Genomic DNA, 16,931 nt, shown 5'->3' with positions numbered 1-16,931 from the left:
GGCGCGCCGGATGCGATCCGGCGCACCGTGGTTTCAATGCTCGCGCGGAATGACCCGCAAGCCAAGCTCCATCAATTGATCGCTGGTCGGATCCGACGGCGCGTTCATCATCAGGTCTTCGGCGCGCTGGTTCATCGGAAAGAGGATCACCTCGCGGATGTTGCTCTCTTCGGCCAGCAGCATGACGATCCGGTCGATGCCCGCCGCACATCCGCCGTGGGGCGGCGCGCCGTACTGGAACGCGTTGACCAGGCCGCCAAAGCGCTTGCGCACCTCTTCTTCGCCATAACCCGCGATCTCGAACGCCTTGAACATGACCTCGGGTTTGTGGTTCCGAATGGCCCCAGACACCAGTTCATAGCCATTGCACGACAGGTCGTACTGATAGCCCAGAACCTCCAACGGGTCGCCTTGCAGCGCTTCCATCCCGCCCTGGGGCATGGAAAACGGGTTGTGCTCAAAGTCGATCTTGCCGGTTTCCGCATCCTTTTCGTAGATCGGGAAATCGACGATCCACGCAAAGGCAAAGCGGTTCAGATCCGTCAGGCCAAGCTCCAGCCCGATGGCGTTGCGCGCGCGCCCTGCCACGGCCTCAAAGGTCTTTGGCTTGCCACCAAGAAAGAACGCCGCGTCGCCCACGCCAAGACCAAGCTGCTGACGGATCGCCTCGGTCCGCTCGGGCCCGATGTTCTTGGCAAGGGGGCCGGCGGCTTCCATACCGTCGCCCTGATCGCGCCAGAAGATGTACCCCATTCCCGGCAATCCTTCCTTTTGGGCAAAGGCATTCATCCGGTCGCAGAACTTGCGGCTGCCGCCCGTTGGCGCGGGGATGGCACGGATCTCGGTGCCCTCCTGCTCCAACAGCTTGGCGAAGATGGCAAAACCGGATCCGGCGAAATGGTCGCTTACCACCTGCATCTTGATCGGGTTCCTGAGGTCCGGCTTGTCGGATCCGTACCAAAGGGCCGCGTCCTTGTAGGAAATCTGCGGCCAGTCCTGATCGACGACCTTGCCGCCGCCGAATTCCTTGAAGACACCGGCCAGCACCGGCTGGATCGTGTCAAAGACATCCTGCTGGGTGACAAACGACATCTCCATGTCGAGTTGGTAGAAATCGGTGGGCGACCGGTCGGCGCGCGGATCTTCGTCGCGGAAACAGGGCGCAATCTGGAAATACCGATCAAAGCCCGACACCATCAGCAGTTGCTTGAACTGCTGCGGGGCCTGCGGCAGGGCATAGAATTTGCCCGGATGCAGACGCGATGGCACCAGAAAATCGCGCGCGCCTTCTGGGCTGGACGCGGTGATGATCGGCGTCTGGAATTCGCGGAATTTGGCATCCCACATGCGGCGGCGCATCGACGCCACCACGTCAGAGCGCAGCATCATGTTGGCCTGCATCTTTTCGCGGCGCAGATCGAGGTAGCGATAGCGCAAGCGCGTCTCCTCGGGGTATTCCTGATCGCCGAACACCTGCAACGGCAATTCGCTGGCGTGGCCCAGCACCTCGATGTCGCGGGCGTAAACCTCGATCTCTCCGGTGGGCAGCTTTGGGTTCACCAGGCTTTCGGCGCGCGCCTTGACGGTGCCGTCGATCCGGATGCACCACTCGGCGCGCACCGCTTCGACCTGGGCAAAAACCGGGCTGTCAGGGTCGCAGATCACCTGCGTCATGCCATAGTGGTCGCGCAGGTCGATGAACAGAACCCCGCCGTGATCGCGAACCCGGTGCACCCAGCCCGACAGGCGGATGGTGTCGCCGACGTCGGCGGCGGTCAGATCGGCACAGGTATGGGTGCGGTAGGCATGCATGGATCACGATCCCTTTGACTGGCCCTTTGGCTTGGGCAAAATTTTGGGCAGATACAACGGTCCGCGCCGGGGAAGTCAAGGCACAGGACGGGTCACGCCCGATTTAACGGCGCGTGACCCTGTGAATTTTCGGTAAATGCGCGCGGATCAGCTGTCGCTGTCGAGCCGCACGCTGGGACTGCTGGTGGTGTCTTGCGCCGAGAACCCGATTTCATTGAGGATCAGATTGGCCCCGACCGTGATAACGACGGCCGCACACAGGGCCAGAACAAAGGCTTTCATCGGTTCATTCCCCCGGCTGCACGCGTTGTTTGGCTTTGACTTCCTCGACCCAGAGGCTGTGATGCTCACGCGCCCACTGTTCCTCGACCTCGCCCTTGCCCATCGCGTCGAACGCGCCTTCCATCCCGACGGAGCCAAGATAGATATGCGCGAAAATGATCGCCGTCAGAACAAAGCTGATGATGGCGTGCCAAAGCTGCGCATATTGCATTTCCTCTTGTGGGCTCAGGTCGGAGGGCAGGTTTTCCATCCCGACCCATCCCGGCGCACCCAGACCGTTGAGCAGATCGAAGGTATGCGCGAAAAGATTGATCTCGAACGGGAAGAGAAGCGACAGACCGGAAATCGAGATCGACCCGCCCAGCACGATCACCGCCCAGAAAATCAGTTTTTGACCGGCGTTGAACTTCTTGGCAGGCGGGTGGCCACCGCCAAAGATGCCACCGCCCTTGGCCAGCCACTTCAGGTCGGTCTTGTCGGGCAGGTTGTGCATCACCCAGAAGAAAAAGATCATCACCAGCGCCACCATGAAGGCCCAGGAGATGTTGTTGTGCACCCATTTCGTGCCAATCGCCACGGTGGAGAACGCATCATGCCCAAAGGCCGGGATCAGCACCTTGCGGCCAAACAGCGAAATCAGCCCGGTAATCGCCAGCACGATGAAAGACGACGCCAGCAGCCAATGGCCGAACCGTTCGAAGGCCTTGAAGCGTTCAATCGTCCGCCCGGTCTTTTCGCCCTCGATCCGGATGCGGCCCCGGATCAGCAGGAACAGCGCGAGCAACAGCAGCGTGCCACCCAAAAGATACGCGCCATAGGTCTGCAACGGGCCGCGGCGGATATCCAGCCACCACATGCCGGCATCCTGCATCAGGACGGTCGCGGCGGGGCCAGTATTCTGTGTGCTGATATCGCCGTTGTTGAAACGCATCGCCCGCCATAGATCGGAATCCGACGCCCCGCCGCGCGTACCCAGCGGGCTGTCCACGGACGGCGCGTATTCCGGCCCGCCGATGATGGCGCGGCGCTCTGAATCGTCGACCTTCAGGTTGTCCTGCCGCCGCAGGATGTCGTCCAGCGACTGGGTCGCAGGGCCTGTCGTCGCGGTATTGGGGTCGGGGCGGTCAACGCTCTGCGCCAGAACGGGCAGTGCAAAAACCATGAAGAAAAGTGCGATCAGGCGCGCCATTACAGTTCCCTTGTGTATCACCGAAAAGAGGCGGCCCGAAAAGAGCCGCCCCTTGGTTTCATCCATCCGAGGCGGGGTTAGCCGCCCTTCTGCTCGTAGGCCGTGCCCCAGCCCCATGCGCCCGAGCCGAAGCCACGGGCGACGACGCGCTCGCGGTAGATGCTCGATACGACGTCGCCGTCACCGGCCAGAAGGGCCTTGGTGGCGCACATCTCGGCGCAGATGGGCAGCTTGCCTTCGGCAATCCGGTTGCGGCCGTATTTCTGGAACTCGGCGGTGGAGTTGTTTTCCTCCGGACCACCGGCGCAGAAGGTGCACTTGTCCATCTTGCCGCGGCTGCCGAAGTTGCCGGCCTGCGGGTACTGCGGCGCACCGAAGGGGCACGCGTAGAAGCAGTAGCCGCAACCGATGCACAGGTCCTTGGAGTGCAGCACCACACCGTCGTCGGTCTGGTAGAAGCAATCCACCGGGCACACCGCCATGCAGGGCGCGTCAGAACAGTGCATGCAGGCCACGGAAATCGACCGTTCGCCGGGTTGGCCATCGTTGATGGTGACAACCTTGCGGCGGTTGATGCCCCACGGCACTTCATGTTCGTTCTTACAGGCCGTCACACAGGCGTTGCATTCGATGCAGCGTTCAGCGTCGACGAGAAACTTTGCTCTTGCCATTGTTCTTAACTCCTTATGCTGCCCAGATTTTGCAGAGGGTCGCTTTGGTCTCTTGCATCTGGGTTACGCTGTCATAGCCATAGGTTTGGGCGGTGTTCGAGCTTTCGCCCAAGACGATCGGATCGGCGCCTTCGGGGTACTTGTCCCGCAGGTCGACGCCTTCCAGGTGGCCGCCAAAGTGGAAGGGCATGAAGGCCACGCCCGATTCCACACGCTCGGTGACCATCGCCATCACCTTGACCTTGCCGCCCTCGGGGCCTTCGACCCAGACCTGTTCGCCATCGCGAATGCCAAGGTTGTTGGCATCGCGCGGGTTCACTTCGACGAACATGTCCTGCTGCAATTCGGCCAGCCACGGGTTCGAGCGTGTCTCGTCGCCGCCGCCCTCGTATTCCACCAGTCGGCCCGAGGTCAGGATGATCGGGTAGTCTTCCGAGAAATCCTTTTCCTGGATCGAGGCATACATCGTCGGCACGCGCCAGAACTTCTTGTCCTCGTAGGTGGGATAATCGGCCACCAGGTCGCGGCGGTTGGAATACAGCGGCTCGCGGTGCAGCGGGACAGGATCGGGGAAGGTCCAGACCACGGCGCGTGCCTTGGCGTTGCCGAAGGGGGCGCAGCCATGGGCAATCGCCACACGCTGAATGCCGCCCGACAGGTCGGTCTTCCAGTTCACACCGCCCACCTTGGCGGCATAATCAGACGGCAATTCGCCCTGCTGGGATGTCTCGCCAACCTCTTCGGCGCCCGGACGGGTGTCGGAGAAACCCGAAACCCATTCGATCATCCGCCGCTCATAGCCGGTCAGGTCACTGTCCCAACCCAGGTCGATCAGCATCTGCATGGTGAACTCGGGATAGCCGTCCTCGATCTCGGAGCCCTTGGAAAAGACCCCTTCGGCCAGCAGGTTTTCCCCGTCGCGTTCGACGCCGAACCGGGCGCGGAAGGTCAGGCCGCCTTCGGCCACCGGCAGCGACATGTCATACAGGTTCGCCGTGCCGGGGTGGTTCATTTCCGGGTTGCCCCACGCCGGCCAGGGCAGGCCGTAGAAATCGCCATCGGCCGGGCCGCCGTTGGCGCGCAGCGTGGTGCGGTCAAAGGTATGCTGGTTGGCCATGTGCATCTTCATGCGCTCAGGGCTCTGGCCGGTATATCCGATGGTCCACATGCCGCGGTTGAATTCGCGGGTGATGTCCTCGACGTTGGGCTCTTCGCCGTCCATCGCGATATTGCGGAAGATCTTTTCGTCAAAGCCGAACTTCTTGGCGAACATGGCGATGATCGTGTGATCGGGCTTGCTCTCGAACAGGGGTTCGACGACCTTGTCGCGCCATTGCAGCGAACGGTTGGACGCGGTGACGGACCCGCGGGTTTCGAACTGCGTGCACGCCGGCAGCAGATAGACGCCATCGGTGCGGTCCTGCAACACGGCAGAGACGGTCGGATACGGATCGACCACCACCATCAGGTCGAGCTTTTCCATCGCCGTCTTCATCTCTTTCTGACGGGTCTGCGAGTTCGGAGCATGGCCCCAAAGCACCATGGCGCGGGTGTTGTCGGGCTGGTCGAGGTTTTCCTTGTCCTCGAGCACACCGTCGATCCAGCGGCTGACCGGAATACCGGTCAGGTTCATCATCGACGTATCGCCATAGGTCGCATCCGAGAAGCGGCCCTTGAGCCAGTCGAGGTCTTCCTCCCACACACGGGCCCAGTGGGCCCAGCTGCCCGCGGACAGCCCGTAGTAGCCCGGCAGCGTGTCGGCCAGAACGCCAAGGTCCGTGGCCCCCTGCACGTTGTCGTGGCCGCGGAAGATGTTGGTGCCGCCACCGGCGGTGCCCATGTTGCCCAGCGCAAGCTGCAGGATGCAGTAGGCGCGGGTGTTGTTGTTGCCGTTGGTGTGCTGCGTGCCACCCATGCACCAGATCACGGTGCCGGGGCGGTTGTTGGCCAGCGTCCGTGCAACGCGCTCAAGCTGCTTGCCAGGTGCGCCGCTGACGCGCTCGACTTCCTCGGGTGTCCACTTGGCCACCTCGGTCCTGATCTGGTCCATGCCCCAGACGCGGGTGCGGATGAACTCCTTGTCCTCCCAGCCGTTCTCGAAGATGTGCCACAGGATGCCCCAGACAAGCGCCACGTCCGCACCCGGACGGAACCGCACGTATTCGTCGGCATGGGCCGCCGTGCGGGTAAAGCGCGGATCGCAGACGATCAGCGGCGCATTGTTCTGCTCCTTGGCCTTGAGCATGTGGAGCAGCGACACGGGGTGCGCTTCGGCGGGGTTGCCGCCGATCAGGAAGATCGCCTTGGAATTGTGGATGTCGTTGTAGCTGTTGGTCATGGCGCCGTAGCCCCATGTGTTGGCCACGCCCGCCACGGTCGTCGAGTGGCAGATCCGCGCCTGGTGATCGACGTTGTTGGTGCCCCAATAGGCGGCGAACTTGCGGAACAGGTAGGCCTGTTCGTTGTTGCTCTTGGCAGAACCCAGCCAATAGACCGAATCCGGGCCGCTCTCGTCGCGGATCGTCATCATCTGGTCGCCGATCTCGTTGATCGCCTGCTCCCAGGAGATCCGGACCCATTCGCCACCCTCTTTCTTCATCGGGTACTTCAGGCGACGCTCGCCGTGGGCGTGCTCGCGAACCGCGGCCCCCTTGGCGCAATGCGCGCCCAGGTTGAAGGGGCTGTCCCATCCGGGTTCCTGACCGGTCCAGACGCCGTTGTCGACCTCGGCCACGACGGTACAGCCGACCGAACAGTGCGTGCAGACGGATTTGACGGTTTCAACCGCGCGGGTCGCGGCGCTTTGGGCGCTGGCCTGCGTGACCGACCCACCGGTGGCCGCGATCGCGGCAAGCCCGCCGATCGCCAGACCGGAGCCGCGCAGGAAAGCGCGTCGATCCACGGTCGTGGCGGCAATCGTTGAAATCACACCGGTGCGTGCGGCACGTCTGGTGACCCCGTTGGTCTTTTTTCTAAGCATTGTCTTCCTCCCTTGCTGCGATGCGCCGCTTCTTTCCGGCGTCAGACAGCGTGTCTTGATGGGTCCGGGCCAACCGCGGCCCTGTCGTAAAGTCGTGTCGCGTCAGAATCGGGTGCTTTCCAGATAGGCGCGGGTATGTTCGGTGTCCTGCATCCGGTCGGACGACAGGTCGACCGGCGACGCCGCTGCCGTGTCGGGTGCGCCGACGGCGACGGCCGCAACGGCGGCGGGCGCTGCGGTGCCCGCGAGTTTCAGGAAATCACGGCGGCTTGCCTTGCTTTCGCTCTTGTTGCTCATGGGATGTCTCCCCTTCCTAGTTTGGCGGGCATCCCCGCCGGTTGAGTGGCAGGCTAGCCTGCCGCCAGACGATAAGATTCGCGTTCGATATCCATGAATGTGCGCCCGACAGCGCCCACCGATCCATAAAGCACCGAGGATTTCGCCGATTCAAGATCGGAAAAGAAATGCGCGGCCCATGGGCCGACATGTGTGTTGAAAAACGTCTTTTGACGTTCCAGCAACGCGGGCGCGCCAAAGCGGCCCACGATCATTCCGCCCATCATCTCCATCAGCGATGCGATGTTGTCTTCGGGCTCGAATTTGTTCTCGGCGCGGGTCATGCCCAGCGCGCCCATGTCGCTGCGCAGCCGCGCCAGTGGTTTTTCGTTCAGGAACCCGGTCAGGTAATAGCTGGCATAGGGCAGCAGTTCGCCCCGACCCAGGCCGATGAACAACGTGTTGAATTCCTTGGTCACGCCGCGCGGCGAGGTGACACGCGCGACACGGGCCAGCCCCGCGATGGCCTGACCCAGGTCGCTGTCGTCACCCTCCAGCGCGGCGGTCTGGTCCAGCAGCATCTGGTCGGGCGGGCCCGACAGGATCAGGCCCAGGAAATTATAGAGATCAGCGCGCAGCCGGTCCTCTGCGGACACTTCGGCGATTGCGGCGGGTTGGCTCATGCGCGGTCTTCCTCAAAGGTGAATTGCATCCGGCGCGGCACGATCACCGACACATGCTCGTCCTCGTCCTCGTCCGGCTCATCGATCACTTCGGCCTCCGCCATGTGCTGCTCCGACGGCTCCGGCGCCGTGACGGCGGGCAAGGGCTCGGCCTGCACTGCGGGGTCCGGCGTGGTGTCGGGGTCGTCGCTTGCGGCGGCGGCGGCGGCTTCGGCCTGGCGCTGCATCTCGATCAGATGCGCCATCATGCCCTTGCCGACCTGGTAGCCGGTCTTGATCGGCGCATTGCCGAACGACCCGGTCAGATAGTCGTCGTCGTAATCGTTCAAGCCATCGACGCAGGCCAGCACGGGATTGCTGCGCCAAAGCTTGCGCAGCGCCCGGTTGCGCAGATGGTGCGGCACGGCCTTGGCCATGAAGGCCGTGAAATCGTCGCCTGCCCCAAGGGTGTCGGGATCGGGCAGGTCAAGCGCCTCGAGCAGTTCGTCATCCGTCAGGTCGGCCTGCGTGGCCTCCGCTTCGGTCTGCGCAAGATGTGTCTGCCTCTGCGCTTCGGCATCTGCCTCGGCGCGGACAGCCGCACGGCGACGATCCCAGAAAGACGGTGCCTGGGTCATGCCGCGCCTTCCGTCTTTTTGACGCGCGCGGTCGGCGCACGGTAGACATCGCTCACCTGTGCGATGCGCGCATCTCCCTTGCCGTCCTCGACCCGGTCGATCCGCGCGTTCTTGCGGCGGCGCTTGACGAAAACTTCTTCCTCGTGGTGCCGGGCGACAAAAGCCTCCACCCACTCAAGCATACCGCGGGGCATCGGAACCTTCTCGACAATTTCCTCGCCCGAATCGGCATAGTCCTGCGCCTCGTAGGGCGAGGCGGTCACCACCGCGACGTGAAAGGGCGTCTCCGGACGCGCGGGATCGGCCCGCAGCACGACATAGATCGACGGTACCTGCGTGCCGAGCTCGTGCACGTAAGCCTCGGTGTCGGACACGTATAATTCCAGCGGCAGCGTCGCGGCGTGAAATTCCACGGCGTCGCCTTCGCGGCGCAGCACTTTCCAGTCGGCCTTGGCCGCGCCGGGCAGCACCGCCACGGCCTTCCACGCCCATTTCGCCCAAGCGGTCACGCCCGGAGACTTCCGGATCACGACCCCCAAGGGGATGGATTGGGCGTTTGGAAAGCTGTAGGCCAAGGCCGCTCCTGTAGGACTGAATGTAGATAAAGTTGGCTACGTTGTTGTAATGCTGCCCTAAAATCCGACGGGGTACAAAGGAAATTTTGTATGCAACTGTGCACAACCGGGCATCCCACCTGTGCAACGCGCAATTGTTTTCGCCTAACCGTATGTCTTTCCTTGGGGAATTCGATGTCGTATATTTCACATATCCGACAATCACTTTTTTGGCGCGGCCAGGCAGCGCAATAGCGGTTTACGGCGACACGATTTCCTGACTACCTGCCGTTTCAGACACCACGTAAGACAGTGAAACAGGGGCGGCGCCCGTCGCCCGGGAAAGCGGATGAGATGACTGACAAGCTGCTGATTTGTGATTGCATGGGCTCGCAGACCGTCGATGCCGATGGGCTGACCCGCGCAACGGGGCGCGCGTGTTCGCGGCTTTATTCCAGCCTGTGTACGGATCAGATCGATCTGGCGGCCAAGGCGATGGCCGATGGCCCGGTGACGATCGCCTGCCAGCAAGAAGCGCCCCGCTTTGCCGCCCTGGCCGAGGAGTTGGGCTGCGACGTGCCCGGGTTCGTGGATATTCGCGACCGCGCGGGCTGGACCGAGGCCGGCGAGAACCCGACGCCCAAGATGGCCGCCCTCGTGGCGGAGGCGGCGCTGCCGGTGCCCTTGCCCAAAACGATCGACGTCACGTCCGAGGGCACCTGCCTGATCCTCGGCCCGGCAGAGGTGGCGTTGCAGGCGGCGCGCGATCTGTCCGACACGCTTGCGGTGACGGTTCTGCTGGCGGACCCGCAGGACGCCGAGCACACCAGCGCCTTCGACATCGTCGTCGGCCGGATCAAGCAGGCCAGCGGATCGCTGGGCCAGTTCGAACTGCGCCTCGACGCCTTGCAGCAGGTCATTCCCGGCGGGCGCGGCACGCCGCGGCTGACCGCGCCGCAGAACGGCGCGCGGTCAGCCTGCGACATCATCCTGGATCTCACCGGCGGCCAGCCGATGTTTCCCGCCCCTGAAAAGCGCGAAGGCTATCTGCGCGCCGATCCGGGCAGCCAACCCGCCCTTGCGGCGGCGAAAATGGCCGCGGTGCAGTTGACCGGCACCTTCGAGCAACCGCTTTATGTCCGGCTTGAGCCGTCGCTTTGCGCCCATTCGCGGGCCGGGCAGGCCGCCTGCTCAAACTGCCTGAACCTGTGTCCCACGGGCGCGATCAGTTCGGCGGGCGATCATGTGGCGATCGATCCGATGATCTGCGCGGGCTGCGGGGCGTGTTCCGCCGCCTGCCCTTCGGGCGCGATCAGCTATGACGCCCCGACCGTCGACACGGTGTTCCGCCGGATCCAGACGCTGGCCTCGACCTATCGCAAGGCGGGCGGCGACGCGCCCCGCCTGCTGGTTCATGACGCAGCACACGGCACCGAGATGATCGCGCTGGCCGCGCGATTTGGCCGTGGGCTTCCGGCGGATGTGATCCCGCTCGAGGTCGCGGCGCTGTCCGGCTTCGGGCATGCGGAAATGCTCGCGGCCCTGTCGGCGGGATTCGCGTCCGTCGATGTCCTGCTGGGCCCGCGCACCGAGCGCGACGCGCTGGATCCAGAGTGTGCGCTGGCCTGCGCGATTGCGGGCCGCGACGCCGTGCACCTGCTGGATATCGGCGATCCAGATGCCCTGAGCGATCACCTTTATGCCGCCGTGGTCACGCCTGCGGCCATCACCCCGGTCCTGCCCATCGGCACCCGGCGGCAGGTGGCGCGGCTGGCGGGAAAGACCCTGCAACCTCAGGCGCAGATCATCGACCTGCCCGCCGCCGCCCCCTATGGCGCGGTGCTGGTCGATACCGATGCCTGCACGCTGTGTCTGTCGTGCGTGTCGTTGTGCCCCTCGGGCGCGCTGGGCGACAACCCCGACCTGCCGCAATTGCGGTTTCAGGAGGACGCCTGCCTGCAGTGCGGGCTTTGCGCCAATATCTGCCCCGAAAACGCCATCACGCTGGAACCGCGCCTGAACCTGACCGACGCGGCCTTTACCCAGGTCGTCGTGCACGAGGAGGACCCCTTTGCCTGCATCGAATGCGGGTCGCTGTTCGGCGTGAAATCGACGGTCGAGAAGATCACCGAGAAACTGGCGGGCAAACACGCGATGTTCGCCAATTCAGAGGCCGCGCGAATGATCCAGATGTGTGACAACTGCCGGATCAATGCGCAGTATCATTCGCAGAACAATCCCTTTGCCGGCGGCGAACGGCCGCGGCCGCGCACCACCGACGATTACCTGAGCAAGCGCAAGGATCACTGAGATTGGATCGGCGCGCCCAGATCGGCCGGCGGCACCGTCGCCACATAGGCCAGGATCGCATCCAGATCGTCCTCGGTCATCGACAGCGGCACGATGGGCGGCGGGCGCATCACGTCGAAGGGCGGCGTCAGATCCTTGATCTGGGTGAAACTGGGGTGCGGGTTCAACACGTAGAAGGTGGAAAACCGGCGCTGCCAGTCTCCCAAGGTCCGAAGGACGCCAAAGGACGGCGTCGCGCCCATGCCTTTCATGCGGTTGGTTTCGTTGATCACGTGGCAGCGACCGCAGTGCAGCAGCGACAACCGCTCGCCCAGTGCCGGATCGCCGCGGAACGTCAGCTCGCGCACCGGGGCGGCGACAGCGATCTGCGCGGTGAAGGGCGCGTCACCATCCGCCGCGAAGGCCGCGATGGCGCGGCGCCCGATGTCGGACCGCAGCCAGTCTTCGAACTTTTGCGCGGTCTGCGATCCGTCGTGCGACAGGTGCCATGCCTGCGAGGGTCCGGTAAAGACGGGCACGCCGTCCGCGCCGAATGCGATCGCCGCGCCGGGGTCGTCCACGACCGTGGCGCGCAGCCCGTACTTGAGCGCGAAACGGGGCAGCAGGTAGTCGAGCAGCCCGCTGTCGCGCAGGGCTTCGGGCGCGTGGATGCGCATCGGGCCGTCCTGCCCCAGCGCGGCCAACGGCCACAGCAACGTGATGAGCATCATGATCCTGCGCATAGCTGCTTTCCCCTGCTTGAATACTCTCTAGAATAGCGCCGTCTCCCGCGTGTCGGGATCGGCCATGAGCCTACATCTTTTCACCAGATCCAAGGAAATCCAACCATGAGCGAAGACTTCAACATGTCGATGCGAAAATTTCTCAAACAGGTCGGCGTCACGTCGCAGCAAGCCATCGAAGAAGCGATGCGCAAGGCGGGCGATACCGGCGGCAAGACCTTCGAGGCCAAAATGGTGCTGACCATCGACGGGCTTGACCTTGAACACGTCGTCACCGGCAAGATCGACGGGCAATCCTGACGTGTCGGTAACCCGTGATGATGTCCTGACCGCCCTGCGGTCGCTGATCGACCCGGTCAGCGACACCCCCATTCTGGATGCCGGCCTGGTCAAGGCGCTGACCGTGGACGACGGCGCGGTGCGCTTTGTGCTCGAGGTCAGCGGAACCCATGCGCAGGCCTATACCACCCTGCGCGACGAGGCCGAGACTCTGGTCAGGGGCCTGCCCGGCGTGGCGCAGGCCAGCGTGGTGATGACCGCGCACAGCACGCCGAAACCGCCGCCCGACCTGAAGCCGGGCCGCTCGGCAGAGCCCAAGGGCCCGCAGAAGATCCCGGGAATCGACCGGATCCTCGCCGTGGCCTCGGGCAAGGGCGGCGTCGGCAAATCCACCGTGGCGTCGAACCTGGCCTGCGCGCTGGCCGCCGAAGGGCGCCGCGTCGGGCTGCTGGATGCGGATGTCTATGGCCCCAGCCAGCCCCGGATGCTGGGCGTCAGCGGGCGGCCCTCGTCGCCCGACGGCAAAACGATTCTGCCGATGCGCAATTTCGGCGTGACGATGATGTCCATCGGTCTGATGACCAACGACGATCAGGCGGTCGTCTGGCGCGGCCCGATGCTGATGGGCGCGTTGCAGCAGATGATGAGCCAGGTGCAATGGGGCGCGCTCGACGTGCTGATCGTCGATCTGCCGCCCGGCACCGGCGACGTGCAGATGACGCTGGCGCAAAAGGCGCAGGTCGATGGCGCGATCATCGTCTCGACGCCGCAGGACGTGGCCCTGCTGGATGCGCGCAAGGGGATCGACATGTTCAAGCAGTTGGGCACGCCGATCATCGGCATGATCGAGAACATGTCCACGCATATCTGTTCCAATTGCGGTCACGAAGAGCACGTGTTCGGCCACGGCGGCGTCGCGGCCGAGGCCGCGAAGCTGGGTCTGCCGCTGCTGTCGGAAATCCCGCTGCATCTGGATATCCGGCTGGCCGCCGACGGCGGCGCGCCGATCGTCGTCAGCAAACCCGACAGCACGCAGGCCGCCGCCTTTCGCGACCTGGCGCGCGGCCTGATCGCCAAGGGCCACGCCTGATGACCGTGAGCCTGCCGCCACTGTTTGACCCGGTGGACGTGACCGGGCAGGCCGACCCGTTTCAGCGCGCCTGCGCGATGGCGCGGGCGGGCTGCGATGCGGGCACGGTGCTCTATGATCTGGGCGCCACCCGCCTGCGCGCGGCCCTCGTGTTCGCGCCCGAAGTTCCCTTGCGCGATGCGGTCGTGATGCTGCCGCTGTGCGGCGTGGGGTTTCAGAACGCGCTGGGGGCGCTGGCCCCGCCCGAAGTGGGCGTGCACCTGCAATGGGACGGCGGGCTGCGCCTCAATGGCGGGCTATGCGGGCAATTGCGGATCGCCGCGTCGGGCACCGATCCGGCGGCCGACATCGACTGGCTCGTGGTGGCGCTTGACCTCGCGCTTTGGCCGCAGGACGAAGACACGGGCCACACACCCGATCAGACCGCGCTTTATGCCGAGGGCTGCGCCGACGTCGCCCCGCAAGACCTGCTGGAGGCCTGGGTGCGTCACACGCTCGTGGGCCTCAACACATGGGACGATGCGGGCCTTGCGTCCCTGCACCGTGACTGGAGCGGCCTTGCACATGGCATGGGCGAGGATACTGTGGTGCAGGGCCTCACCGGCACCTTCACCGGGGTTGACGAACGGTTTGGCCTGCTGCTGAAAACCGATCAGACCACGGCGCTGATCCCGCTGACCGATCTATTGAAGGAACCGACATGAACCTCGCCCGCGCCATCCACTTCGACGACAGCGACACGCGCGTCTTTCACAACCCCGCCCGCACCGGCGAATGGTGCATCTCGGGCGGGTTCGAGTTTTCCAACTGGTCGCAGGGCGATCTTGCCGGCAAGGCCAAACAGGCGTTTTCGAATGGCTGGATGGGGGTCGAAACCTTTGGCCGGGTGAGTTTCGTCGCCGTGACCCAGATCCAGCCGGTCGAACGCGAGGGCATCATCGTCGCGCTGGCGCAGCATTTCGTCGATATCTACGGCGCGCCGTCAGTCGAGGCCGCACGCGGCGTGGCCGAACGGGAAGTCGATCAGATGATCGAGCTGTGCGACGACCAGACCGCCAATACCCTGCTGACGGTCGCGCGCGAGCTGACCGACGCGGGCGTCCGCGAAAGCTACCGGGTGATCGAACCGCAGGACGCGGGGCTTGAGCAATTCGCGATCCACGGATCGCTGGACGACGAACCGCACCAGCACTAGCCGTCACTCCGGTGTCGCGTTGAACACAAAGAGCGTCTGGCCGTTGATGGCATAGCCGTCGATCAACGCGCGCGCCCGGTCGCCGGTCAGCCATGCCTCGAGCCGCATTGCGGCATCGTTCCTCACGTGCGCGTGCCGCGCCGGATTCACCGGAATATAGGCGTATTGATTGAACAGTGCCGGATCGCCGGAAAACAGCAGCGCCAGATCGCCGGGATTGCCGAAGTTCAGCCAGCTTGCCCGGTCGGCGATGATATAGGCGTTCATGCCCGACGCTGTATTCAGCGCGGCCCCCATGCCCGCGCCCACCGAGCGATACCAACCGCCAAACGCGGCGGGATCGAGCCCCGCCTCGGACCACAGCTTCAACTCGGCCTTGTGGGTGCCGCTGTCGTCGCCGCGGCTGACAAATGCGGCGCGGGTGTCGGCGATGGCCGTCATCGCCGCGGTTATGGTGGCGGCCTGTGCCACGTCCGCCGGATCCTCCTGCGGGCCGATGACGACGAAATCGTTATACATGATCTCGCGACGGTGCGTGCCGTATCCGTCATTGACAAAGGCCTCCTCCGCCGCGCGCGAATGGACAAGGATCGCATCGACATCGCCCGCCTCTCCCAGCCGCAGCGCCTGCCCGGTGCCCACGACAAGAAGCTGCACATCGAGATCGAGATCGGTCTTGATCTCCGGCAGGAGAACATCGGCCAGACCGGAGTTTTCGAAGGAGGTCGTGACCGCCATGCGCATGTCGTCGGCCCATGCGGCATGGCTCGCGAAAACGGCGGCGAAGCAGGCAATCAGGTGACGTCTCATTCCACGATGTCTCCGTTGTAGAACGCCGTCAGTTCCGGCGTCTCAGGATGGGTAAAGATGTGTCCGGCGTGGCCCGTTTCGTGCACGCGGCCCGACACCATGAAGATCAGATCGGTCGCCAGGCGGCGCGCCTGCCCCATGTCGTGCGTGGCCATCACGATCCGCGTGCCCGCCGCGCGCGCTCCCAGAAGCAGCGCCTCGATATCGCGGGTCGCACGCCCGTCGAGATTGGCGCATGGTTCATCGAGGAACAGGACATCGGGTTTGCGAATGAGCGCGCGCGCCAGCGCCAGTTTCTGCCGTTCGCCTCCGGACAAACGGGTGGCGGGCGTGGCCAGCGCATCGCCCAACCCGATCCGCGCAGCCCAGTCGCGGGCCGTCGCGACGCGGTCGCGGCGCGCCACCTTCATCAGCTTGAGCGGGTAGCACAGGTTGTCGAGCACCGAGCGGCGCAGCACGATGGGCGACTGGAACACATAGGACTGGCGGCGGCGCGCCTCGCTGTGCGGCACACTCCATTCCGCCGATCCCGCACTCAGCCGTTCGACCCCATGCATCACGCGCAGCAGCGTGGTCTTGCCCGATCCGTTGGGGCCGATCACGATCGTCAGACCCTGTTGCGCCAGCGTCAGGTCCACCGGTCCCAGCACGGTCTTGCCCTTGCGGCGCACCGTCGCGCCCGACAGCTCCAGCGGCAGCATATCGCTCACCAGCGCCCCTCCCGTTCGGTGCCCGACAGGCCGTGGATTGCGAAATTGACCAACAGCGCCAGCATGATCAGGACAAAGCCAAGCCCCAGCGCCAATGCGAAATCGCCCTTGCCGGTCTCCAGCGCGATGGCCGTGGTCAGCACGCGGGTCACGTTGTCGATGTTGCCGCCGACGATCATGATGGCCCCGACTTCTCCGATGGCGCGGCCGAACCCCGCGAGGGCCGCCGTCAGCAGGGTGCGGCGGCCGTCCCACATGAGGGTCCCGACGCGCTGCACCTTGGTGGTGTTGAGCGAAATCAGCAGATCGTGGTATTCGGCCCAGAGATCGCGCATCGCCTGATGCGTGATCGATGCGATCAGCGGCGTGATGATGACGACCTGCGCGATGATCATCGCCGTCGGTGTGAACAGCAGTCCCAGCACGCCGAAGGGCCCCGAACGCGACAACAGCAGGTACACGACCAGGCCGACCACCACGGGCGGCAGGCCCATGAGCGCGTTGAGCACGGAAATCACCGTGCGCCGGAAACGGAACCGCTGGACCGCCAGAAAGGTGCCGAAGGGGATCGCGATGGCACAGGCGATCACCAGCGCGCTCAGGCTGACCTGAAGCGACCGCAGGCTGATGTCGATCAAATCGGGGTCCAGCGTGACCAACAGCCCCAGAGCCGCGACAATCCCTTCGCCGATATCGTTCATCTGATCCGCGTATCCCGGTATCCGTTTGACTGCGCCCCGGTTTTGGATCG

18 protein-coding genes are annotated in these 16,931 nt (G+C 64.4%); 5 read left to right on the top strand and 13 right to left on the bottom strand.

Going from position 1 to position 16,931, the window contains the following annotated elements; translation table 11 throughout:
- Window positions 1–33 precede the first annotated feature (33 nt).
- The 9 genes from aspS to FDT80_RS14530 all read right to left on the bottom strand — a co-directional run bounded on the left by aspS (window position 34) and on the right by FDT80_RS14530 (window position 9,085).
- A complete protein-coding gene (gene aspS / locus FDT80_RS14565) occupies window positions 34–1,812 on the bottom strand; it encodes an aspartate--tRNA ligase (RefSeq protein ID WP_138663046.1) in 1,779 nt (592 codons plus the stop codon).
- A 147-nt stretch (window positions 1,813–1,959) separates the two neighbouring features.
- The gene (locus FDT80_RS19190) at window positions 1,960–2,094 is read right to left on the bottom strand and encodes a hypothetical protein (RefSeq protein WP_281278398.1); all 135 of its coding nucleotides are present in this window, start codon (window positions 2,092–2,094) and stop codon (window positions 1,960–1,962) included.
- A gap of 4 nt (window positions 2,095–2,098) precedes the next feature.
- Window positions 2,099–3,283 (bottom strand): formate dehydrogenase subunit gamma, encoded by a 1,185-nt coding sequence (locus FDT80_RS14560; protein ID WP_138663045.1) that lies wholly within the window; start codon window positions 3,281–3,283, stop codon window positions 2,099–2,101.
- Between the two features lie 77 nt (window positions 3,284–3,360).
- Complete coding sequence (gene fdh3B / locus FDT80_RS14555) at window positions 3,361–3,954, bottom strand: formate dehydrogenase FDH3 subunit beta (protein ID WP_138663044.1); 594 nt, start codon at window positions 3,952–3,954, stop codon at window positions 3,361–3,363.
- Between the two features lie 13 nt (window positions 3,955–3,967).
- On the bottom strand, window positions 3,968–6,934 hold the full coding sequence (locus tag FDT80_RS14550) for a formate dehydrogenase subunit alpha (RefSeq protein WP_138663043.1): 2,967 nt from the start codon (window positions 6,932–6,934) through the stop codon (window positions 3,968–3,970).
- A gap of 102 nt (window positions 6,935–7,036) precedes the next feature.
- Complete coding sequence (locus FDT80_RS14545; protein ID WP_138663042.1) at window positions 7,037–7,231, bottom strand: twin-arginine translocation signal domain-containing protein; 195 nt, start codon at window positions 7,229–7,231, stop codon at window positions 7,037–7,039.
- A 53-nt stretch (window positions 7,232–7,284) separates the two neighbouring features.
- Entirely contained in the window at window positions 7,285–7,893 is a 609-nt protein-coding gene (locus tag FDT80_RS14540; RefSeq protein WP_138663041.1) for a TorD/DmsD family molecular chaperone, read from the bottom strand.
- Window positions 7,890–8,510: a DUF3306 domain-containing protein gene (locus tag FDT80_RS14535; protein ID WP_138663040.1), complete on the bottom strand. Its 621-nt coding sequence runs from the start codon at window positions 8,508–8,510 to the stop codon at window positions 7,890–7,892. Before FDT80_RS14535 ends, FDT80_RS14540 begins: the two co-directional genes overlap by 4 nt.
- Entirely contained in the window at window positions 8,507–9,085 is a 579-nt protein-coding gene (locus FDT80_RS14530; protein WP_246039969.1) for a DUF3305 domain-containing protein, read from the bottom strand. Before FDT80_RS14530 ends, FDT80_RS14535 begins: the two co-directional genes overlap by 4 nt.
- Window positions 9,086–9,418: 333 nt before the next feature.
- Here FDT80_RS14530 and FDT80_RS14525 point away from each other — a divergent pair, with 333 nt between their 5' ends.
- Window positions 9,419–11,374: a 4Fe-4S binding protein gene (locus FDT80_RS14525; RefSeq protein WP_138663039.1), complete on the top strand. Its 1,956-nt coding sequence runs from the start codon at window positions 9,419–9,421 to the stop codon at window positions 11,372–11,374.
- Here the strand turns inward: FDT80_RS14525 and FDT80_RS14520 are convergent.
- Window positions 11,368–12,084 carry a c-type cytochrome gene (locus FDT80_RS14520; RefSeq protein ID WP_246039968.1) on the bottom strand — a complete coding sequence of 239 codons (717 nt, stop codon included), beginning with the start codon at window positions 12,082–12,084 and terminating at the stop codon, window positions 11,368–11,370. The genes FDT80_RS14525 and FDT80_RS14520 overlap by 7 nt on opposite strands.
- Before the next feature lie 117 nt (window positions 12,085–12,201).
- On the opposite strand from FDT80_RS14520, the gene FDT80_RS14515 reads away from it, so the two are divergent.
- The 4 genes from FDT80_RS14515 to FDT80_RS14500 are packed head-to-tail and all read left to right on the top strand — an operon-like array spanning window position 12,202 to window position 14,660.
- On the top strand, window positions 12,202–12,396 hold the full coding sequence (locus FDT80_RS14515; RefSeq protein WP_138663037.1) for a DUF6494 family protein: 195 nt from the start codon (window positions 12,202–12,204) through the stop codon (window positions 12,394–12,396).
- Between the two features lies 1 nt (window position 12,397).
- Entirely contained in the window at window positions 12,398–13,465 is a 1,068-nt protein-coding gene (locus FDT80_RS14510) for an Mrp/NBP35 family ATP-binding protein (RefSeq protein WP_138663036.1), read from the top strand.
- Window positions 13,465–14,169 carry a biotin/lipoate--protein ligase family protein gene (locus tag FDT80_RS14505; protein ID WP_170311883.1) on the top strand — a complete coding sequence of 235 codons (705 nt, stop codon included), beginning with the start codon at window positions 13,465–13,467 and terminating at the stop codon, window positions 14,167–14,169. Before FDT80_RS14510 ends, FDT80_RS14505 begins: the two co-directional genes overlap by 1 nt.
- Entirely contained in the window at window positions 14,166–14,660 is a 495-nt protein-coding gene (locus tag FDT80_RS14500) for a DUF6505 family protein (RefSeq protein ID WP_138663035.1), read from the top strand. The genes FDT80_RS14505 and FDT80_RS14500 overlap by 4 nt, the downstream gene beginning before the upstream one ends.
- Window positions 14,661–14,663: 3 nt before the next feature.
- Here the strand turns inward: FDT80_RS14500 and FDT80_RS14495 are convergent, their stop codons facing one another.
- From FDT80_RS14495 to FDT80_RS14485, 3 genes are read right to left on the bottom strand one after another with little or no spacing between them, the layout of a single operon-like run.
- Window positions 14,664–15,470 carry an ABC transporter substrate-binding protein gene (locus FDT80_RS14495; protein WP_138663034.1) on the bottom strand — a complete coding sequence of 269 codons (807 nt, stop codon included), beginning with the start codon at window positions 15,468–15,470 and terminating at the stop codon, window positions 14,664–14,666.
- Window positions 15,467–16,171: an ATP-binding cassette domain-containing protein gene (locus tag FDT80_RS14490; RefSeq protein WP_138663286.1), complete on the bottom strand. Its 705-nt coding sequence runs from the start codon at window positions 16,169–16,171 to the stop codon at window positions 15,467–15,469. The genes FDT80_RS14495 and FDT80_RS14490 overlap by 4 nt, the downstream gene beginning before the upstream one ends.
- Window positions 16,172–16,176: 5 nt before the next feature.
- Window positions 16,177–16,881, bottom strand: a complete 705-nt coding sequence (locus FDT80_RS14485; protein ID WP_138663033.1) for an ABC transporter permease — start codon at window positions 16,879–16,881, stop codon at window positions 16,177–16,179.
- Window positions 16,882–16,931 lie beyond the last annotated feature (50 nt).

This window comes from Sulfitobacter sabulilitoris (assembly GCF_005887615.1).
Taxonomy (GTDB): Bacteria; Pseudomonadota; Alphaproteobacteria; order Rhodobacterales; family Rhodobacteraceae; genus Sulfitobacter_E; species Sulfitobacter_E sabulilitoris.
This window is presented reverse-complemented; position numbering and strand designations above follow the sequence as displayed.